We start from the raw sequence: 18,715 nt of genomic DNA, 5'->3' as shown, positions 1-18,715 counted from the left end.
GTGGGAAGGATGGATCATGAGTAGCCTTTCGGATGATCCCACCCAGGCGGTGACCGACCGGCTGGCGAAGCTGGCCTGGGAGTCCGTGCTCGTCGTGGGCGTCTGCTCACTGGTCGTCGGCGTGCTGGCGCTGGTCTGGCCGCGGGCGACGCTGATCGTCGTCGGCGTGCTGTTCGGCGTCTACCTGCTGGTCAGCGGCGTGCTGCAGATCGTCGCGGCGTTCGGCACGCACGTGACGGCGGCGATCAGGGTGCTGGCGTTCATCAGCGGCGCGCTGTCGATCCTGCTGGGCCTGCTGTGCTTCCGGGGCGAGATGCAGTCGATCCTGTTCCTGGGCCTGTGGATCGGCATCGGCTGGCTGTTCCGCGGCGTCACCCAGACGACCGCGTCGATCGCCGACCGGGCGATGCCCGCGCGCGGCTGGCAGATCTTCATGGGCATCATCACGGCCCTGGCGGGGATCGTGCTGATGGTCTCGCCGCTGGCGTCGGTGGCGCTGCTGGTCCTCTTCGGCGGGATCTGGTTGGTCGTCCTCGGCATCGTGGAGATCATCACCGCTTTCCGGATCCGCTCCGCGGCGAAGCGGCTCGCCGCGTCCGGATGACGCCGATGACCGGGCGCGCGAGCGGGAGGGGCGCGCCCGGCCTTCGGGTGGGCCGGTGCGGTGGGCGGGGATGCCACCGCACCGGCCCGGTTTTCGCGTGGCCGCCGTCGGTGCGTGCGGTCATGCTTTCGCCGAGTCCAATCCGCTACCGGTGGGGAGAATCCGATGAGTTCCCGGCTCAACCCGTACATCAGCTTCGACGGCGACGCCCGGCAGGCGATGGAGTTCTACAAGAGCGTGTTCGGCGGCAACCTCACGTTGAGCACCTTCGGTGAGTTCGGCGCCCCGGATCCGAGCAGCGCGGACAAGGTCATGCACGCGATGCTCGAGACCGACAGCGGCTTCACGCTCATGGCCTCCGACACGCCGCCGGGCATGGAGCACAAGCCGGGCACCAACATCTCGGTGAGCATCAGCGGCGACTCGGAGGACGAGCTGCGCGGCTACTGGGCGAAGCTGGCGGAGGCGGGCACGGTGGCGGTGCCGCTGGAGAAGCAGATGTGGGGCGACACGTTCGGCATGTGCGTGGACCGGTTCGGCATCGGCTGGATGGTGAACATCGCCGGCTCGTGACCGGCGCAGGTGACTCCCGGGGCCGTGAGTCTTTTGGGCTGTGATAGCCGCCCAAAGGACTCACGGCCCCGTTCGCTCAGGAACTGGCCGCCGCGCCGCTCACGACCTGTCGCGGCGGCGGTAGGCGAGGCCGGCCGCTACCGCTCCCGCGATGGCGCTGGCCCCCATGATCGAGTTCAGGCCGATCCGCGCCGCCTTGCGGCCCGTCCGGAAGTCCCGGACCTCCCAGCCGCGGGCCCGGGCGATGTCGCGCAGGCGCTGGTCCGGGTTGACGGCCACCGCCGTGCCCACCGCCGACAGCATCGGGATGTCGTTGGCCGAGTCCGAGTAAGCCGTGCAGCGGCGCAGGTCCAGGCCTTCGCTGGCGGCCATCGCCCGCACGGCGTGCGCCTTCGCGCGCCCGTGCAGCATCTCGCCGACCAGCCGGCCCGTGTACACGCCGTCGGAGCTCTCCGCGACGGTACCCAGCGCGCCGGTCAGCCCGAGCCGCCGCGCGATGATCTGCGCCAGCTCCACCGGGGTCGCCGTCACCAGCCACACCCGCTGGCCCGCGTCGAGGTGCATCTGGGCCAGCGCCCGGGTGCCCGCCCAGATCCGGTCCGCCATCAGCTCGTCGTAGATCTCCTCGCTGAGCTCCACCAGTTCGGAGACCTTCCGGCCGGCCACGAACGACAGCGCCTGCTCCCGGCTGGCCTGCATGTCCTGCGGGTTCTCCCGGCCGCCGACCCGGAACTTCAGCTGTTGCCAGGCGAACCCGGCCAGGTCGGTGGCGGTGAGGAACTTGCGGGCGGCGAGTCCGCGGGCGAAGTGGAACAGCGAGGCGCCCATCATCATCGTGTTGTCGACGTCGAAGAACGCCGCGGCGGTGAGGTCGGGTGGGGTGGCCAGCGATCCGTCCGGGACCGGCGCGGCGGCGACGGCGGCCTCGGCGGACGCGCGACCGGCCACCTTCGCGCTGTCGATCGGATCGGAGCCGGGCGCGCGCGAGCTCTGGTCCGCGCCATCGGCTGAGCCTTGACGTGTCGGCACCGCCGCGCCTCCCGGGGGTCCTCCGGTGTTGTCGTGCGAAGTTCCAGGTCTTGCCGACCCGGGCCGAACCGGCTCAGCAGGCCTCTAGCTTAAGACCTGGCCGCAACCGAACTTGCGCACCTCCGCCGTGGCGTGGTGGTCCGCGATTCCGGCGGAAACCGGGCCTCCGGTTTCCGCCGGAATCGCGGCGGGAGGTCAGCGGAGGTCGTCGGGCAGCAGTTGCGCCAGCCGGCGGATCGCGCGGTGCTGGAGGGCTTTGACCGCCCCCTCGTTGCGCTGCATCGCGGCCGCCGTCTCGGTCACCGACAGGCCCTGCAGGAACCGCAGCCGGATGCATTCGCGCTGGTCGGGGTTGAGCTGCCGGACGCAGCTGAGCAGCTCTCGGTGGGTCGCCTCGGTGAGCACGTGCTGTTCCGGGCCGAAGTGCGTCCGGCCGACCGGCAGGTTGTCGGTGACGTCGGAGGTGGGGATCTCCAGCCGGTTCCGGCTGGACTTGATGTGGTCGAGGATGAGGTTCTTGGCGATGGTGATGAACCAGGCCGCCACGTCGCGGCCCTGGTAGCTGATGGAGGCGATCCGGCGCAGCGCGCGCAGGAACGTCTCGCTGGTGATGTCCTCGGCCAGGCAGTGGTCGCTGACCCGGAACAGCACGTACCGGTAGACGATCTGGGCGTACTCGTCGTAGAGGTGGCCGAAGGCGTCGTTGTCGCCGTCCTGCGCGGCGCTGACGTACGCCCAGCTCTCGGTGCCCGGCCGGGGCACCGGTCGGGTGACCGGGGCGTCGACGCTGCGGAAGGGTGCGGCCGGGGCGGGGGGTGCGAGCGTCTTCGGGCTGCTCATCTCTTGCGACCTCCTGCCGTCGTTGGCGGACCGGCGTGGTGCAGGTGGGACGCACCGGTGCCGGTGTCATGTCGCGGTGTCCGGCGGACACCCGCCTCCGGCCGGCCGAGGGGCTCCGACGGCCTGGTGACGCCGGGGGCGTGGGCGTTGGAGCAGCAGCATACGTGTTGTTACTCGGAAGTAGGTAGTGCTACTCGGTGACGGTCTGGTTGCGCAGCGTGTTCAACTGCGGCGCGACACCTAACTCGGACAGGTGATTTTGGACACTTGACCAGCGCGGTCGGTGTCGCGTCGCGCTCCGGTCCGCTGGGTACCTTGGAGGCCGCGAAGTCGGCCCGAATTTCTCCCTGGAGCGAAGGCATGCACGAGGTGACGGTGATGACCCGCGAGGGTTGCCACTCCTGTGCGGACGCGATCTCCGACGTGCGGCGGATCTGCGCAGAGCTCGACGTGCAGTGGTCCGCGCAGGATGTGGACGCCGACCCGGAACTGCGCGCGGAGTACGGCGACCGGGTCCCGGTGATCTTGATCGATGGAGTCGAGCACGGCTACTGGAAGGTCGAGGAGGACCGCTTCCGCCGGGCCCTGACCCGCTGACCCGTGATCTTGCCCGGCGCCGGCGCGGGTTGCCGCCATCACGTGCTCCAGACCACGCGTTTTGGCACGTCGGGGGGCTATCGGCAATGATGGCGGGGAAGGCTTGTGCCTCCGGAGGAGTCCGGCCCTGCGACTTTGTGCATGCGTTCACAAATTAGTTACGGTGTACGGGTCGGGTCGCCGGATTCCCGGTGTGGATCAGCGGATCAGGTGTCGAGCCGTCGGATGCCGGCGGCGTTCGCGGATGACGCCGGGGTAGCCGGTCGGCAGCCCGGCCGGTGTCGGAGCCCCCAGCCTGAGCAGCGATGCCGGGAAGCGGGCGACGACCGCCGCGCCCCCGGGCGCGGACGGGCGGGCAGGCCAAAGCAGCAGGTAGGGCGAGGGAGATCCAGCGTGACGGCCCACGGAGCGGACGTGCAGGACGGTGACGGGCAGGCCGAGGCCGATTCCCGGACCGACTCCAAGCAGTCGCCGGCGATCGAGGTCCCCGCGGCTCGGGAGCGCGCCAGGGCGATCCCGGAAGCCGCCGTCGCCCGGCTCGCGGTCTACCTGCGGGCACTTTCCGCTCTCGAGGAGCAGAACGTGGGCACGGTCTCCAGCGACGAGCTGGCCGTCGCCGCCGGGGTCAACTCCGCGAAGCTGCGCAAGGACCTCTCCTACATCGGCTCCTACGGCACCCGCGGCGTCGGCTACGAGGTCGCGGTGCTCATCGGCCAGATCGAGCGCACCCTGGGCCTGACCCGCAAGCACAGCGTCGCGGTGGTCGGGATCGGTAATCTCGGCCACGCGCTGGCCAACTACGGCGGCTTCCCCGGCCGCGGCTTCCCGGTCTCCGCGCTGTTCGACCTCGACCCGGACCTGGTCGGCGTGCCGGTCGGCGGCATCCCGGTCAGCCACATCGACGACATCGTCGAGGTGTGCGCCGACCGCGAGGTCACCATCGGCGTCATCGCCACGCCCGTGCAGGGCGCGCAGGAGGTCTGCGACCGTTTGGTCGCCGGCGGCGTTACGTGCATCCTGAACTTCGCGCCCGTCGTGCTGCAGGTCCCCGAAGACGTCGAGGTGCGCAAGGTCGACCTGGCGGTGGAGATGCAGATCCTGTCGTTTCACGTGGCCCGACGTCAGCAGGAAGCGGCGGCGGAAGCCGGCCGATCCGATGTGGACGGTGCGGACATCGGTCCGCCGGGCGGCGGCGATCGGGTGTCGGGTGAGGTCGAATCGGCGGACAGGATGGTGGAACGGCTGTGAACCTGCTCACCGTCGGGATTTCCCACCACAGCGCCCCGGTGCGGGTGCTGGAGCGCGTCGCGATCAGTGGCGATGACGTCCCCAAGCTCCTCGGCGAACTGCTGCAGCGCGAGCACATCTGCGAGGCGTTCATCATCTCGACCTGCAACCGGGTCGAGGTCTACGCGGTCGCGGAGACCTTCCACGGCGGCCTGGACGACGTGACGTCCGTACTCGCCCGGCACGCGGGTGCGGAGGTCGGCGAGCTCGCCGATCACCTCTACGTCTACTACGCGGGCGCCGCGGTGGAGCACCTGTTCTCGGTGTCCGCGGGCCTGGACTCGATGGTCGTCGGCGAGGCGCAGATCCTCGGCCAGCTGCGGCAGGCCTACGGCACCGCCGACGAGAACGGCACCGTCGGCAAGACGCTGCACGAGCTCGGGCAGCAGGCGCTGCGCGTCGGCAAGCGGGTGCACGCCGAGACCGGCATCGACGCCGAAGGCGCGTCGGTGGTCTCCGAGGCGCTCGCCGACGCCGAGGTCGCGCTCGACGGCCTGGCCGGGCGCAGCGCGCTGGTGGTCGGCGCGGGCTCGATGGGCGGCCTGGCCTCCGCGCAGCTCAAGCGCGCGGGCATCGGCGAGGTCGTGATCGCCAACCGCACCGCGGCCAACGGCGAACGGCTGGCCTCGTCGCTGCGTGCCGACGGCGTCGCCGCCCGCACTGCCGACCTCACGGACCTCAGCAGCGCGATCGCCGCGGCCGACCTGGTGGTGGCCTGCACCGGCGCGATCGGCGCGGTGGTGACCGAAGACGTGGTCGCGGCGGCGCTGACCGTCCGCGACGATCGCCCGCTGCTGTGCTGCGACCTCGGCCTGCCCCGGGACATCGCGCCCGAGGTGGCCGGGCTGCCCGGCGTGACCGTCGTCGACCTGGAGAGCCTGCAGCAGCGGCTGTCGGACAAGCAGGGCGGCAACGAGTCCGAGCGGGCCGCGCAGATCGTCGCCGAAGAACTGCGCAACTACCTCGCCGCGCAACGCTCGGCCGAGGTGACTCCGACCGTGACCGCGCTGCGCAAGCGCGCCGCCGAGGTCGTGGACGGCGAACTGCTGCGACTCGACTCGCGGCTGCCTGAACTGGACGGCGACGTGCGCGACGAACTGGCGCGCACCGTCCGTCGCGTGGTGGACAAGCTCCTGCACACGCCGACGGTCCGGGTCAAGCAACTCGCGTCGGTGCCCGGCGGTGCCGGGTACGCCGACGCGCTCCGAGAGCTCTTCGAACTCGATCCGCAGACGACTGCCGTGCTCGGTACCCCGCAGGCCGACGAGAGCCTGCCCGGCGGGGTCACCGTCGCCCAGGCGCGGCTGCGCGGTCGAGCTGAACAGGACGGTGAGGACCGTTGAACAAGACCCTCCGCATCGGCACCCGCGGCAGCGCCCTGGCGATGGCGCAGTCGTCGAATGTCGCCGAGGAGCTGGAGAAGGCGGGCTATCCGACCCAGCTGGTCACCGTGAAGACCCCCGGTGACCTCTCGATGGCGCCGATCGCCGAGATCGGTGTCGGCGTGTTCACCTCGGCGCTGCGCGAAGCGCTGGCCGCCGGCGAGGTGGACGTCGCGGTGCACTCCTTCAAAGACCTGCCGACCGAACCGGACCCCCGGTTGTCGCTGGCGGCTGTCCCGGTCCGGGAGGACCCGCGGGACGCGCTGGTGGCACGGGACGGTCTGACGCTCGGCGAATTGCCCCCGGGGTCCGTTGTGGGCACCGGTTCGCCGCGCCGCGCCAGCCAGCTCCGGGCCCTCGGCCTGGGACTGGAGGTGCGCAGCATCCGCGGCAATGTGGACACCCGCCTGCGGAAGGTGACCGACGGTGAGCTGGACGCCGTCGTGCTCGCCCGAGCCGGGCTGGCCCGTGTGGGCCGGCTTGCGGTGATCACGGAAACGCTCGATCCACTGCAGATGCTGCCCGCGCCCGCCCAGGGTGCGCTCGCAGTGGAATGCCGCGTCGATGACGTGGACACCGAGCACCTGCTGCAGTCCGTTTTGGACGATCAGGCCAGCCGCGCCGCGGTGGCCGCCGAGCGCGCCATGTTGTCCGCGCTCGAAGCGGGCTGTAGCGCGCCGGTCGGCGCGCTGGCCGAAGTGGTGGATGACCTCGACGAGGACGGGCGCGTGGCGCTGCGGCTGTCCGTGCGAGGGGTGGTGGCGACCGACGACGATCAGTTGGTGCGCGCCTCCGCCACTGGTGAGACGACCGCCGCCGAGCAGCTGGGCCGGGAGTTGGCCGCCCAGTTGCTGGAAGCCAGGGCCGCTTTGCTCAGCGGACCTGGCAGTAGTTGATGGGGAGTGCCCTGATGACCCGAGCACGTAAGACCCCCGGACGGATTGCTTTCGTGGGCTCCGGTCCCGGTGACGCGGGACTGCTCACCGTTCGGGGCCGGGACGTGATCACCCGTGCTTCGCTGCTGGTGACCGACCCGGACGTACCCGCCGACATCGTCGGCCAAGCAGCCGACGGCGCCGAGGTCCGCCCAGCCGTGGGCGACCCGGCGGACGTGGCCAAGGACCTGGCGAACGAGGCCGCGATCGGTCGCACCGTGGTGCGATTGGTCGCGGGCGACCCGCTGACCGCCGACGCGGTGGTCCGCGAGGTCCAGGAGGTCGCCAAGACCGGCGCCGCCTTCGACATCATCCCCGGTGTAGCCGGCGGCAGCGCGGTTCCGGCCTACGCCGGCGTCGCGCTCGGCGCGGTGCACACCGAGGTCGATGTCCGCGGCGACGTGGACTGGGCATCGCTGGCCGCGGTACCCGGAGCGTTGGTGCTGCACACCACCGGCAGCCACTTGGCCGAGGCCGCCTCGCGCCTGGTCGAGCACGGCAGGCCGGCGACGACCGCCGTGGCGGTGACCGCCTCCGGCACCACCGTGCAGCAGCGCACGATCGACACGACGCTGGCCTCGCTGGCCGCCGACGCGGGTGAGCTGCAGGGCCACCTGGTGGTGACCATCGGCGACATCGTGTCCGAGCGCGGCAAGCTGTCCTGGTGGGAGTCGCGCGCCCTGTACGGCTGGAAGGTCCTGGTGCCGCGCACCAAGGAGCAGGCCGGCGTGATGAGCGACCGGCTGTGGTCGCACGGCGCCGTCTCGCACGAGGTGCCGACGATCTCCGTCGAGCCGCCCCGCAGCCCCGCGCAGATGGAGCGCGCGGTCAAGGGCCTGGTCGACGGCCGCTACCAGTGGGTGGTGTTCACCTCGGCGAACGCGGTCCGCGCGGTGTGGGAGAAGTTCGGCGAGTTCGGGCTGGACGCCCGGGCGTTCTCCGGCGTGAAGATCGCCTGCGTCGGGGAGGCCACCGCGGAGAAGGTCCGCTCCTTCGGGATCATCCCGGAGCTGCTGCCCTCCGGCGACCAGTCCAGCGACGGCCTGCTGAACGACTTCCCGCCGCACGACGACATCCTCGACCCGGTCGACCGGGTGCTGCTGCCGCGGGCGGACATCGCCACCGAGACGCTGTCGGCCGGGCTGCGCGAGCGCGGCTGGGAGGTCGACGACGTGACGGCCTACCGCACCGTCCGCGCCGCGCCGCCGCCGGCCGATACCCGCGAGATGATCAAGACCGGCGGGTTCGACGCGGTGTGCTTCACCTCGTCGTCCACCGTCCGGAACCTGGTCGGCATCGCGGGCAAGCCGCACGCCCGGACGCTGGTGGCGTGCATCGGTCCGAACACCGCGGAGACCGCGAAGGAGTTCGGCCTGCGGGTCGACGTCCAGCCGGAGATCCCGCGGGTGGAGGACCTGGTGGACGCGCTGGCCGAGCACGCGGCCCGGCTCCGCGCGGAGGGCGCGCTGCCGCCGCCGCGCAAGGCCAAGCGGGCTCGCCGCAGCTGATTTCCGAGTGAAGGGCGCCTCCGACCGATCCGGTCGGAGGCGCCCTTTGCTTTGTCGGCAGCTGGAGAGCCGTGCGTGTTTTGGGGCGCTATGGCACCCCAAAACGCTCACGGACCCCGTCGCCAGAGGAAACGCCGACCGCGGAAGTCCGGGGCAGCAGTTCGGGGCCGAATTCGCCCGGCGGGGTGACGTTGAGCGAGCCCACCCTGGAAGGCGCGCTCGCCCTCGGCTTCAAGCCGGTCGGCATCGCCTGCGCGCGCGGTCAGCAGGGCGTCACGCCCTACCTGGTCGAGAAGAGCGGGAACGCGAAGGTCGCGTCCAGGTCGTGCTGGACGAGGTCGTGCGCGCCCTGCGCGGCTGAGCTCAGGACTGTCGTCGGTGGGCGACCTCCGCAATTTCAATGGAAGTTGCGGACCACCGGCGCGTCGCCCCACGACACACCGACACCTGTGGACAACTTCCGCAATTTCAATGGAAATCGGACCTTCGATTTCCATTGAAATTGCGGATCGGTGGCGGTTACGAGCGGCCCCGGCGGCTGGCCAAGAGCAGCGGCCACGCCAGGTCGGCGCCGCCGACGGATGCGGTGAACACGCTCACCGGCAGCAGGCCGCCGGGGCTGATCCACAGCGCGGCCAAGTCCGAGACCGACAGCAGGGAAATCGACCCATCCCAGGGTGGCGACAACCATCACTGCCCAGTGACCACCACGGCGCGTTTGCCCAGGTAGCGGCAATTTCGCGGGAAACTGACCAGCGCCAGGGTTCGCGAAATTGGCGCCCCTGCGCTCGCACCGGCGGGGCCTTGCTGGGCGCGGCGCTAGTCGATCTGCTCCTGGATCCAGTCGGCGATGACGTCCACTCTGGACGTGGTCTCCGGCTGGGCGTGCGGGCAGTCCGGCCCGCCGCTCTCGACCGACACCAGCACGTCCGCACCGGGGCCGCGGTTCTCGAAGTAGGGCGCCCCGGAGTCGGTGGGGCAGGCGCTGGTGTCGGGGCTCGGCCAGCTGCCGGTGACGGTCGTGATGGCGTCCTGCACGTCGTGCACCTGGACCTTGCCGACCTGCAGGTGGGTGGCGGGCTCGGTCGCGTCGGCGGACTCCTGGCCCCAGCCGGCCAGCACCAGGGTTTCCCCGGGGCGGGGCGGCGTCGATCGCAGGGCCAGGGGCCGCACGTCGTCGATCGGCTCGGCGAGCCGGACGACCGCGACGTCGTTCACCGGCGACTGCCGGACCTCCACCACCTCCACCTCGTGGCCGTCGTCCTCGTTGGCGTCGTCGGTGCGCCCCACGATCGCGGTCGTCGGGTACGGGGTGGGGCCGCTGACCGGCTTGCGGTCGACGTCGTGGAAGCAGTGCCCGGCGGTGATCACCCACTGCGGATCGATCAGCGCGCCCGAGCAGGCGCTGTCGTACTTGCTGCCGTCGGGCTTGGGGATGTCGGTCATCAGGAACTTCACGGCGAACGGGAAGGTGCCGTCCGCGGCGTCCCGGGCGTTGGCCACCGCACCAGCGGGCACGGACATCGCCACGCCCACCCCGACGGCGGCGGCAGCGGCGACGACCCCGGCGATCACCTTGGGCCGCAGTACTCGTAACACGGAAATCCTCCGAATCCTGGAGAGCGCGCAGATCGGCTTGCGCAGCGGGATCTCAGCGGCCGCCTCGGCCCCGGAGGGGTGGGCGCCGCGAACCCCGCGGCGGTGCCGATCGCGGGGGTGCGCGGAAGCGGCCTCGCCGCTTTCCCGTCGCCGACTCCACAGCAGCGCCCCGCCGCTTCCGATCCGCGCGGGCTCTTGTTCACATTGGTCCCATTGCGGAGCCAACATCAACTTCGGCCGGGACGGCAAGCAGATTGGTGAATTTCCGGGAGGTCCCTCACGAACTCGTGAGCGCGTCGTTACCCGCGCTCTGGTTGGTGCGGTGTTTCCCTGCCGGGGCCGGGTCTCCTTTCCTGGACTTGCCGAATGCTCGCGGCAGCGCACAGCTTCGGGAGCGTTCGATCTCGTGCCAAGTGGACGGCGGTGTCGGCACCCGCTGCGTTCGCCGCGCCCGAGCTGCCGCCGATCACCCCAGACCCTGACGGCGAATCAGGGCTGCCGCACATCGTCCACAGAGGACACAATTGAAATCCCGTGGGCGCAGGCCAGGCTCCGCCCGGACCGGGCGTGGCAGCACGCGAACGGCGCGGGCGTGACCGTCGTCGACACCGGCGTGCCCGCGACCGCCCCGCAGGGCAGCGCGGCGTGAACCGCGCACGAGTTCATCTGCTGGTGCGGCTGCCTCGCGGACGGCCTGCAGGAACTCACTCGCCCCTGAAGACCTCGTCGATGCCGTTGCGCTTGCAGAACTCGGTCAGCTTCTCAGGGTCGGCGAAGAGGTAGGTGGTCGATTCGTTCCCGACCTCGACGAACCGGCGCGGGTCGCTCGGGCCGGCCGGGCGCAGGGCGTGGGCCATCCCGGCGGTCACCTCGATGTCGAGGTAGTCGCCGTTGTCCTCGGTCTCCCAGGAGTGCGACGAACCGCGGTGGGTGAAGGAGAAGCGGAACCCCTCGATCTCCTCTTCCTCGATGTCGTCGATCTCGGCGGTGTCGCCGTCGGCATCGAGGACGACCAGCTCGACGTCCGAGACCTCGACGGCGCCGCCGGAGGCGTCGACGAACTCGGCCAGGAGGTCGGCGTAGCCCGGCGGGTAGAACCCGGAATCCACCTCGAATTCGACCGAACGGCCCGCCCGCTCGAACACCGCCAGCAGCACGTCGTACGGGGACACCGGACCGGGGGCCAGCTCGTCGGCGGCCTCCGCCGCCCACTCCGGCACCAGGCCGAGGCCGGTCAGCTCCGCCGCGAGGTCGCGGGCCGGCGCGGCGTTCGTGACCAGGCTCCGGAGGCGGGGCAGATCCTCGTCGTGCTGGTCGCGTTCGGCGAGCTTCTCGACGGCCCGGGTGGCGGCCGCCATCGCGATGGGCCCGCCGATCCGGACCAGCGCATCGCAGAACTCCCACGGGGATCGCCGCGCGGCCTTCCTGACGATCCGCACCACCAGTTCGGCGACTTCGGGATCGGCCGTTCCGCGGTAGCGCTCGCTGAGCACCTCGATCGCGCCTTCGGGGAACCGCTGCCACTGCTCCCGGGCGTGGCGTTCGGCGAGAGCGGGGTCCAGCACCGCGATGGACTGCAGGGCCATGGCAGCCGCTTCCTGGTGCGGTGATTCCAGCGCTACTTTCTCCAGCAGCGGCAGGCTTTCCCGGCCGCGGCTGGTCAAAGCGTCCACTGTGTACCGGGTGTACCCGTTCATGAGCCGGTCCGCGCACCGTTCCAGAGCCCATTCGTAAGCCCCCGGCTCCGCTCTCGCGGCTATCGTCGTCAGCGCATCCGCAGGCCACTGCGCGTGGTCGATCGGCAGGTCAAGCCACCGGCGCACCTGGTCGGCCACCTCGCGGCCGGGCCAGGTTTCGGCGGCGGCGTTCAGGAGGACCCAAGCGGTCGAAGTGCGTTCCTCGTTGCTCGGCAGTTCGTCGATCGCCGACTCCGCCAGCCGCAGCAGCCGCGGCCCGGCTGCTGCGATGCGGAGGATCCCGAGCGTCGCAGCAGCGCTTCGGTGCAGCGCCTCGTCGTCGGAGCCGAGCATTTCCAGCAGCCACGGAGTGAGCAGAGCTTCGTGCTCGGCGAGCGCCGCCGACCCGGACTCGTCCGCGCCGATCCGGAGGGCGACCGCGGTGTCATCCCAGCAAGCGGGGTCGGCCACCAGGCCGGCGAGCAGATCGCCGGCGGCCTCGTCCCGAAGGCGAGCGAGGGCCACGGCGGCGAACGTCCGGTCCCAGTCCGTGCCGGACCGGGCGACCGCCCGCAGTTCGGCGCTGTCTTCCTCGGTCATCGCGGCGAGCAGCCGCAGATCCGTCGCGTCGTGGAAGGAGATGTCGCCGGGAGCCGCGAGTATCGCGACCAGGCGAGACGGCCGAGCGGTCAAGTCCTGCTCCTGTGCAGCTGGTCGAACAGATGTGTGGAAGCTAGCAATCACCAGGCGCGAGCAACCGGGTTTTGACGGGGATTGGGGTGGCCGGTCGGCGCGTGGGGAGGGAAACGCGCCGACCGGCCCGCGAGGGCCGGGGGACGTCGGGGTCGTCAACTGTCCGGCCCGAGGCTCGATCAGATGCGGTAGAGGGAGTCCAGGACGCGTTGTTGCAGGTCGAGCGGCGGCATCGCCGGTGCGTCGACTTCGGGCGACTGCGGCTCGGGCTCGGGTTCCCGGAGCCGATGCCTGCCGCTGTGCTCGCGGTGTTGTCGCTCCGCCTCGACGTGCGCGATCAGCTGCCACACCGTCAGCGCACCTTCGCCGCCTCCGGCGTGCTGGCCGTAGACGGCGAAGGCGCGCCACACCCATCCGGAGATGGTCAGCGCGGTGGCTGCGGCGCCGAGGCAAGCGGTGAGGACGAACAGCGAAGTCATCGGCATTCCCTTTCGGTGATCGGGTCAGTTCACGGAGTCGCCGGGAATCCACAGCTCGCTCGGGCAGCAGAGGGCGAGCGCTGGTGCTCCGGGCGAGCCGTGCGGAGGCAGGCCGAGCAGTTCCATCACGACGTCGGCGACCGCGCCCCGGGCGTGCCACAGCGGCGGAGGCGAGGCGTGGAACTCCAGGTCGTCGACCCGGACCCGAGCCGCCAAGGCGTCGAACGCCGACCGAGCCAAGTACATGTCCATAGCGCCGCCCAGCACTCGAACCCCTTGCACCGCAAGGACACCGTCGAGCGTCGGCAGGTAAGAGAACCGAAACCCGGCCCGAACGCTCGCCTCGACGGCCCCCAAGTGCGGCCGCAACCACGCTTCGGGTTCCTCAGCCATCCGCTTCTCCTCCCTGTGTCCTGCAAGAAGTGGGCAGTGACAATCTGTGTCGATGAGTGCTGTTGTGGCCACGGACCGTCACTGATCGACAAAGTGAAACGGTACAACTGCGACGGCACAGTTTGAAGTCGATCGATGGAGTGATCTAGCTGCGTGCTTTGTTGGCGCAGGAGGTCTTCCCCCGCTATCTGGGAGCCGAGAGGATTGGGTCATGGGAAGTTCGCCGCCGCCGCTTGCGTATCGGCTGGTGTTGGGGCAGTCCTTGCGCACGTATCGGGAGCGTGTCGGGCTGGACGCCAACACCGTGGCCGACAAGCTCGGTTGGTATTCCAGGAAGGTCAACCTCGTGGAAACGGGCCAACGGAAGCTCGTCGCTACCGAGGTGGACCGGCTGCTTGAGCTCTACGAGCTTTCGGAGGCGGAGCAGCGGTACATCCAGGACTTGGCCAGGGAAGCCAGGAAGCGCGACACCGCCACTCCGCCGGTCGCCGAGTGGGCGCAAACCTATGTCGCGGTGGAAGTCGCAGCGCAAGAGCTGAAGGTCTTCCACGAAGAGCTGCTGCCGGGCTTTGTGCAGACCAGGGAGTACGCGCGAGCGCTGCTGTCCCAGGGGATCTTGCAGCCGGAGCGCGGGGTTGAGGACGCGGTGGAGCGTCGAATGGCGCGACAAGAGCACCTCGTCGGGCCGGATGCGCCTCGCGTCAGGCTCATCCTTGGCGAAGGTGCCGTTCGCCGCGAGGTTGGTGGCCGGAACGTGCTGCTGGAGCAGCTCAAGTTCTTGAGGGCCTTCGCGGAGCTGCCGCACGTCTCGCTGCGGGTCTTGCCGTTCAGCTCTGGCGCGCACACGGCTCTCGGGAACTCGTTCTCCCTGCTGTACGTGGGCGACCCCGTTGTGACATTCGCCTACGCCGAGACGTTCATCGACGGGCAGTGGTACGACCGCCAGCAGCACACCGAGAAGTACGCGATTGCGTTCGATCAAGCTCATAGAACATCGATTGCCGAGCGAGAAACGTTGACTTTCCTCGACCGGCTTATCGAAGAAGGAGGAGAGTGACAGTGATGCTCGCGCCGGAACTTCAGGTCACCGGGCCGTGGCGCAAGTCGTCGCGCAGCAACAACGGTGCCGCCAACTGCGTCGAGATCGCACCGCTGCTGGGCTCTGGAACGGGGGTGCGTGACTCGAAGGATCCGGTTGGCCCCGCCTTAGTGGTCGCCCAGCCGCAGTGGTCGGTGTTCCTCAACGCTCTCAAGGCCGGTCACTTCGATCTCTGAGGTTCGATGAGGAGGGAAGATGATCCGAGCGTCTGAACTCACCGTCACGTGGCAGAGGAGCACTCGTAGTCAGAACGGTGCCAACAACTGTGTCGAAATCGCGTGTTTGGCCCCCACTTGGCTCAAGAGCAGTCGCAGTAGCGGCGGGTCTGCCAACTGCGTTGAGGTCGCGTGCCTGTCGGACGCCACCGCGGTTCGGGACTCCAAAGACCCCGATGGTCCGGCGCTGATCTTCGCTGCCGGGACGTTCGGCGCGTTCCTCGACGGCATCAAGGCTGGGCGGTTCCGGGGCTGACCTCCGGGCCAGGCTGAGCCCTCGGGGCGTCCGTTCTGCCGGATCGCTAGGCTCGTGGTGTCACCCCGCCGAGCCTGTTTGGGGAGCCGCTGTCATGTACCCCTCGCACCGTCCGCGCCGGCTGCGTCGCAACCCCGCGCTGCGCCGACTGGTTTCCGAGACCTCCGTGGAGCCCCGCCACCTGGTGCTTCCGATGTTCGTTCGCGAGGGCGCGACCGAACCGGTGCCGATCGCGTCGATGCCCGGCGTCGTGCAGCACAGCCGTGACTCGCTGCGCAAAGCCGCGGTCGACGCCGTCAATGCAGGTGTCGGCGGGCTGATGCTCTTCGGCGTGCCGACCACGCACGACGCAGAGGGCTCCGGCGCGGTCGACCCGGACGGCATCCTCAACGTCGCGCTGCGCGACCTGCACTCCGAGCTCGGCGACGACACCGTGCTGATGGCCGACCTGTGCCTGGACGAGTTCACCGACCACGGGCACTGCGGCGTCCTGGACGAGGACGGCAACGTCGACAACGACCGCACGCTGCAGATCTACGGCGAGATGGCCGTGGTCCAGGCCCAGTCCGGGGCCCATGTGGTGGGCCCGAGCGGAATGATGGACGGCCAGGTCGGCGTGATCCGCGACTCGCTCGACGCGACCGGCTTCGGCGACACCTCGATCCTGGCCTACTCGGCGAAGTACGCCTCCGCCTTCTTCGGCCCGTTCCGCGAAGCGGTGGACTCGCAGCTCCAGGGCGACCGCAAGACCTACCAGCAGGACCCGGCCAACGGCCGCGAGGCGCTGCGCGAAGCCGACCTGGACCTCGCCGAGGGCGCCGACATGGTGATGGTCAAGCCCGCGATGTCCTACCTGGACGTGCTGCGCGACATCGCCGGCGTGGCCGACGTGCCGGTGGCCGCCTACCAGGTGTCCGGCGAGTACTCGATGATCGAGGCCGCGGTCGCCAACGGCTGGCTGGACCGGCAGCGCACCGTGCTGGAAACCCTGACCTCGATCCGGCGGGCCGGCGCCGACATCGTGCTGACCTACTGGGCGGCCGAAGCCGCGCGCTGGCTGCGGGACGCACGGGCATGACGGACCTGGGGCAGCGGGTGGACGCATTCGGCCGACCGGTACCCGAGCCGGAGCCGCCCTCGGCGCCGCAGGCGCTGCGGACGGCGAAGTGGCTGTGGATCGGATCGGTGCTGCTCGGCGTCGTGCAGGCGTTCGTCCAGCTCCTCGACCGGCCCAAGCTGATCGCCGAACTTCGCCACATCCAGCCGAGCATGACCACGCAGGACCTGGAGGCCGCGGCCAACAGCGGGATCATGTTCACGTTCCTGCTCAAGGCGCTGATCCTGCTGGTGTACCTGATGCTGTCCCGGCGGATGCTGGAAGGCCGCAACTGGGCGCGCGTCGTGCTCACCGTCTTCGGCGGCTTCGGGGTCTTCAACGCGCTGATCACGGTGCTCACCGTCTCGCTGGTCGGCGGGGCGCTGATCCGCGAGCTCACCGGCGTCGGGATCACCGGCGCGGACGTCGCGTTCTCGCTGGTCGTGATGCTCGTCCAGATCGCCGCGATCGTGTTCATGTACCGCCCGGAGGCGAACCGGTACTTCCACGCGATGCGCAACCGCCGCATCGGTAACGCAACGGGGCGGCCGGGTAACGGTTGGTCATAATGCCTGGACGGCAGGCTCTTCGGTTCCTAACGTGGGGTAGGTGACACCGCCGCAGGAACCAGAGCGCGACCCGCAGGTGCCCGGCCACGAGCTGTCCGGGCCGTGGCGGCCGACCACGATCGATTACGCCTTCTGGTCGGGGATCGCCAGCGTGGTGGTGGGCTTCGCGATGCTGGCGGCGTCGTTCCTGCTGGTGTCCGACGCCGAACTGCAGGCGGTGCTGGAGGAGACCGCCGCGCAGGGCCAGCCGATCACGATGGACCAGGCGCGCAGCATCTACAACGCGGTGCTGGTGATGGTGGTCGTGATCGTGGTGGCCATCGCGGCGCTGTGGATCATGTTCCTGTTCTTCATGCGTCGCGGGCGGAACTGGGCCCGGATCGTCATCACGGTGATCGGCGCGGTGTGGATCCTGCTCACGATCCCGTCGGTGGCCGGCGGCGGCATCGCGGCTTCGCTGCTGTCCCTGCTGCAGCTGCTGGCCGTGGCGGCGACCATCGTCTTCGCGTACCTCGCGCCGTCGAACCAGTACTTCCAGCACGGCCGGCACCGGTGAGCACGTTTCCGATACGTCGGGATGGTCCGCTGTATTAGTGTTTTCGGGTGACGTCGCCCCAGAACCCCTGGCAGCAGAACCCGAACCCGCAGCCCGCAGGATATCCGCAGGCGCCGATGGGTCATCCGCTGGCCGGCGGGAAGCCGCGCCTGCCCGGCACCGTGAACTTCGCGAGCATCCTCGGCCTGGTGGTGCCGCCGCTGTCCGCAGTGCTGAGCGTCATCAGCTTCGTGGTCCTGCTCGTCATGCTCAGCGACTACCTGGAGAGCGCCTGGTCGGTCCTGGCGGTCAACGCCTTCTTCACCGTCGCCGCGGTGGTGTGCGCCATCCTCTGGATCGTCTTCTCACTGGTGATGCGCCGCGGGCGCGGTTGGGCGCGGATCGCGCTGGTGGTCCTGGCCGTGCTCTGGCTGCTCTACGACCTCTACTCGATCGTCTCGTTCTTCCTGGCGGTCGGCGGCGACTTCGGGGAGGCCATCAGCCAGCCGACCGTGATCATCGGCCTGGTCCAGATGTTCCTCGTGATCGTGACGACGGTGCTGTTCGTCGTGCTGGTCTTCCTGAAGCCGTCGAACGACTACTTCAAGGCCGTGCAGGGCAGGTGAGTCCGGCGGGCGACGTGGACGGCCCCGCCCTGCTCGTGGGCGTGGTCGTCCGGTGCCCGGATGTCCGTGAAGTCGGCCCGCCCGGCTGATCGCCTGCATTACGGTCGGCGGGTGACGTCGCCGCAGAACCCTTGGCCGCCGCAGGGGCCCAACCCGCAGCAGTTCCAGCCGCAGCCGGGCTATCCGCAGCAGACCCAATTCGGGCACCCGCAGCAGGCCCGGTTCGGGCACCCGCAGCAGCCGCCGCTCGGAGCGAAGCCGCCCGCGCCCGGCACCTTGAACTTCGCGAGCATCCTCGGCCTCGTGGTGCCCCCGCTGGCCGCGGTGCTGAGCGTCTTGACCTTGGTGGTCTTGCTCGTCGAGTTCGGCAAGTACGCGTGGAGCTCCTGGTCCTTCATGCTCTTCGAGGGCGGCTTCACCCTCGCCGCGGTGATGTGCGCCGCCCTCTGGATCGTGTTCTCGATGCAGCTGCGCCGCGGGCGCGGTTGGGCGCGGATCGCGCTGGTGGTGCTCGCCGCGCTCTGGCTGCTCTACGACCTCTACTCGATCATCAATTTCACGTACACCCTCACCGATTACGGGCTGCCGATGATCTCGGCCGTCGCGATCATCGGCATGTTCCAGATGTTCCTGGCGTTCGTCACGCCGGTGCTGTTCACGCTCCTGGTGTTCCTGAAACCGTCGAACGACTACATCAAGCTGATGGCGGTCAGGTGAGTTTGAC

At 69.9% G+C, this 18,715-nt stretch carries 22 protein-coding genes; 16 read left to right on the top strand and 6 right to left on the bottom strand.

Features of this window, described 5'->3' with window-relative positions; all coding sequences use genetic code 11:
• Positions 1-16: 16 nt before the first annotated feature.
• Complete coding sequence (locus AC07EQ_RS30035) at positions 17-604, top strand: HdeD family acid-resistance protein (RefSeq protein WP_478391230.1); 588 nt, start codon at positions 17-19, stop codon at positions 602-604.
• A gap of 165 nt (positions 605-769) precedes the next feature.
• A complete protein-coding gene (locus AC07EQ_RS30030; protein ID WP_132492440.1) occupies positions 770-1,177 on the top strand; it encodes a VOC family protein in 408 nt (135 codons plus the stop codon).
• A gap of 99 nt (positions 1,178-1,276) precedes the next feature.
• Here the strand turns inward: AC07EQ_RS30030 and AC07EQ_RS30025 are convergent, their stop codons facing one another.
• Complete coding sequence (locus AC07EQ_RS30025; RefSeq protein ID WP_093269463.1) at positions 1,277-2,206, bottom strand: HAD family hydrolase; 930 nt, start codon at positions 2,204-2,206, stop codon at positions 1,277-1,279.
• Positions 2,207-2,401: 195 nt separating this feature from the next.
• On the bottom strand, positions 2,402-3,046 hold the full coding sequence (locus AC07EQ_RS30020; RefSeq protein ID WP_478391229.1) for a sigma-70 family RNA polymerase sigma factor: 645 nt from the start codon (positions 3,044-3,046) through the stop codon (positions 2,402-2,404).
• 360 nt (positions 3,047-3,406) lie between these two features.
• On the opposite strand from AC07EQ_RS30020, the gene AC07EQ_RS30015 reads away from it, so the two are divergent.
• From AC07EQ_RS30015 to AC07EQ_RS29990, 6 genes are all read left to right on the top strand, one after another.
• Positions 3,407-3,643 carry a glutaredoxin family protein gene (locus AC07EQ_RS30015; protein WP_478391228.1) on the top strand — a complete coding sequence of 79 codons (237 nt, stop codon included), beginning with the start codon at positions 3,407-3,409 and terminating at the stop codon, positions 3,641-3,643.
• A gap of 393 nt (positions 3,644-4,036) precedes the next feature.
• The gene (locus AC07EQ_RS30010; RefSeq protein WP_478391227.1) at positions 4,037-4,891 is read left to right on the top strand and encodes a redox-sensing transcriptional repressor Rex; all 855 of its coding nucleotides are present in this window, start codon (positions 4,037-4,039) and stop codon (positions 4,889-4,891) included.
• Positions 4,888-6,273, top strand: coding sequence for a glutamyl-tRNA reductase (locus AC07EQ_RS30005; protein ID WP_478391226.1), 1,386 nt, complete (start codon positions 4,888-4,890; stop codon positions 6,271-6,273). The genes AC07EQ_RS30010 and AC07EQ_RS30005 overlap by 4 nt, the downstream gene beginning before the upstream one ends.
• Positions 6,270-7,208: a hydroxymethylbilane synthase gene (gene hemC / locus AC07EQ_RS30000; RefSeq protein ID WP_358576115.1), complete on the top strand. Its 939-nt coding sequence runs from the start codon at positions 6,270-6,272 to the stop codon at positions 7,206-7,208. Before AC07EQ_RS30005 ends, hemC begins: the two co-directional genes overlap by 4 nt.
• Positions 7,209-7,222: 14 nt before the next feature.
• Positions 7,223-8,755: a bifunctional uroporphyrinogen-III C-methyltransferase/uroporphyrinogen-III synthase gene (locus tag AC07EQ_RS29995; RefSeq protein ID WP_478391225.1), complete on the top strand. Its 1,533-nt coding sequence runs from the start codon at positions 7,223-7,225 to the stop codon at positions 8,753-8,755.
• Positions 8,756-8,946: 191 nt separating this feature from the next.
• Entirely contained in the window at positions 8,947-9,255 is a 309-nt protein-coding gene (locus AC07EQ_RS29990; RefSeq protein ID WP_478391224.1) for a hypothetical protein, read from the top strand.
• A 319-nt stretch (positions 9,256-9,574) separates the two neighbouring features.
• Here the strand turns inward: AC07EQ_RS29990 and AC07EQ_RS29985 are convergent, their stop codons facing one another.
• The 4 genes from AC07EQ_RS29985 to AC07EQ_RS29970 form a co-directional block, all read right to left on the bottom strand.
• Positions 9,575-10,279: a S1 family peptidase gene (locus AC07EQ_RS29985; RefSeq protein WP_478391303.1), complete on the bottom strand. Its 705-nt coding sequence runs from the start codon at positions 10,277-10,279 to the stop codon at positions 9,575-9,577.
• 779 nt (positions 10,280-11,058) lie between these two features.
• Positions 11,059-12,723: a hypothetical protein gene (locus AC07EQ_RS29980; protein WP_478391223.1), complete on the bottom strand. Its 1,665-nt coding sequence runs from the start codon at positions 12,721-12,723 to the stop codon at positions 11,059-11,061.
• Positions 12,724-12,902: 179 nt separating this feature from the next.
• Positions 12,903-13,202: a hypothetical protein gene (locus AC07EQ_RS29975; RefSeq protein WP_478391222.1), complete on the bottom strand. Its 300-nt coding sequence runs from the start codon at positions 13,200-13,202 to the stop codon at positions 12,903-12,905.
• Positions 13,203-13,226: 24 nt separating this feature from the next.
• Entirely contained in the window at positions 13,227-13,595 is a 369-nt protein-coding gene (locus tag AC07EQ_RS29970) for a hypothetical protein (RefSeq protein ID WP_478391221.1), read from the bottom strand.
• A gap of 211 nt (positions 13,596-13,806) precedes the next feature.
• Here AC07EQ_RS29970 and AC07EQ_RS29965 point away from each other — a divergent pair, with 211 nt between their 5' ends.
• From AC07EQ_RS29965 to AC07EQ_RS29930, 8 genes are all read left to right on the top strand, one after another.
• Complete coding sequence (locus AC07EQ_RS29965; RefSeq protein WP_478391220.1) at positions 13,807-14,652, top strand: helix-turn-helix domain-containing protein; 846 nt, start codon at positions 13,807-13,809, stop codon at positions 14,650-14,652.
• 5 nt (positions 14,653-14,657) lie between these two features.
• Complete coding sequence (locus AC07EQ_RS29960) at positions 14,658-14,870, top strand: DUF397 domain-containing protein (protein ID WP_478391302.1); 213 nt, start codon at positions 14,658-14,660, stop codon at positions 14,868-14,870.
• Positions 14,871-14,889: 19 nt separating this feature from the next.
• Positions 14,890-15,165 (top strand): DUF397 domain-containing protein, encoded by a 276-nt coding sequence (locus AC07EQ_RS29955; protein ID WP_478391219.1) that lies wholly within the window; start codon positions 14,890-14,892, stop codon positions 15,163-15,165.
• A 94-nt stretch (positions 15,166-15,259) separates the two neighbouring features.
• Positions 15,260-16,243 carry a porphobilinogen synthase gene (gene hemB / locus AC07EQ_RS29950; protein WP_478391218.1) on the top strand — a complete coding sequence of 328 codons (984 nt, stop codon included), beginning with the start codon at positions 15,260-15,262 and terminating at the stop codon, positions 16,241-16,243.
• Positions 16,240-16,830 carry a hypothetical protein gene (locus AC07EQ_RS29945; protein ID WP_478391217.1) on the top strand — a complete coding sequence of 197 codons (591 nt, stop codon included), beginning with the start codon at positions 16,240-16,242 and terminating at the stop codon, positions 16,828-16,830. Before hemB ends, AC07EQ_RS29945 begins: the two co-directional genes overlap by 4 nt.
• 40 nt (positions 16,831-16,870) lie before the next feature.
• A complete protein-coding gene (locus AC07EQ_RS29940) occupies positions 16,871-17,386 on the top strand; it encodes a hypothetical protein (protein ID WP_478391216.1) in 516 nt (171 codons plus the stop codon).
• A 47-nt stretch (positions 17,387-17,433) separates the two neighbouring features.
• Positions 17,434-17,991 (top strand): hypothetical protein, encoded by a 558-nt coding sequence (locus AC07EQ_RS29935; protein WP_478391215.1) that lies wholly within the window; start codon positions 17,434-17,436, stop codon positions 17,989-17,991.
• A 111-nt stretch (positions 17,992-18,102) separates the two neighbouring features.
• The gene (locus tag AC07EQ_RS29930) at positions 18,103-18,708 is read left to right on the top strand and encodes a hypothetical protein (RefSeq protein ID WP_478391214.1); all 606 of its coding nucleotides are present in this window, start codon (positions 18,103-18,105) and stop codon (positions 18,706-18,708) included.
• Positions 18,709-18,715 lie beyond the last annotated feature (7 nt).

Source organism: Saccharopolyspora sp. NPDC045839, from assembly GCF_056431645.1.
Note: the sequence above shows the minus strand (reverse complement) of the source record. Positions and strands in the feature narration are given on the sequence as shown.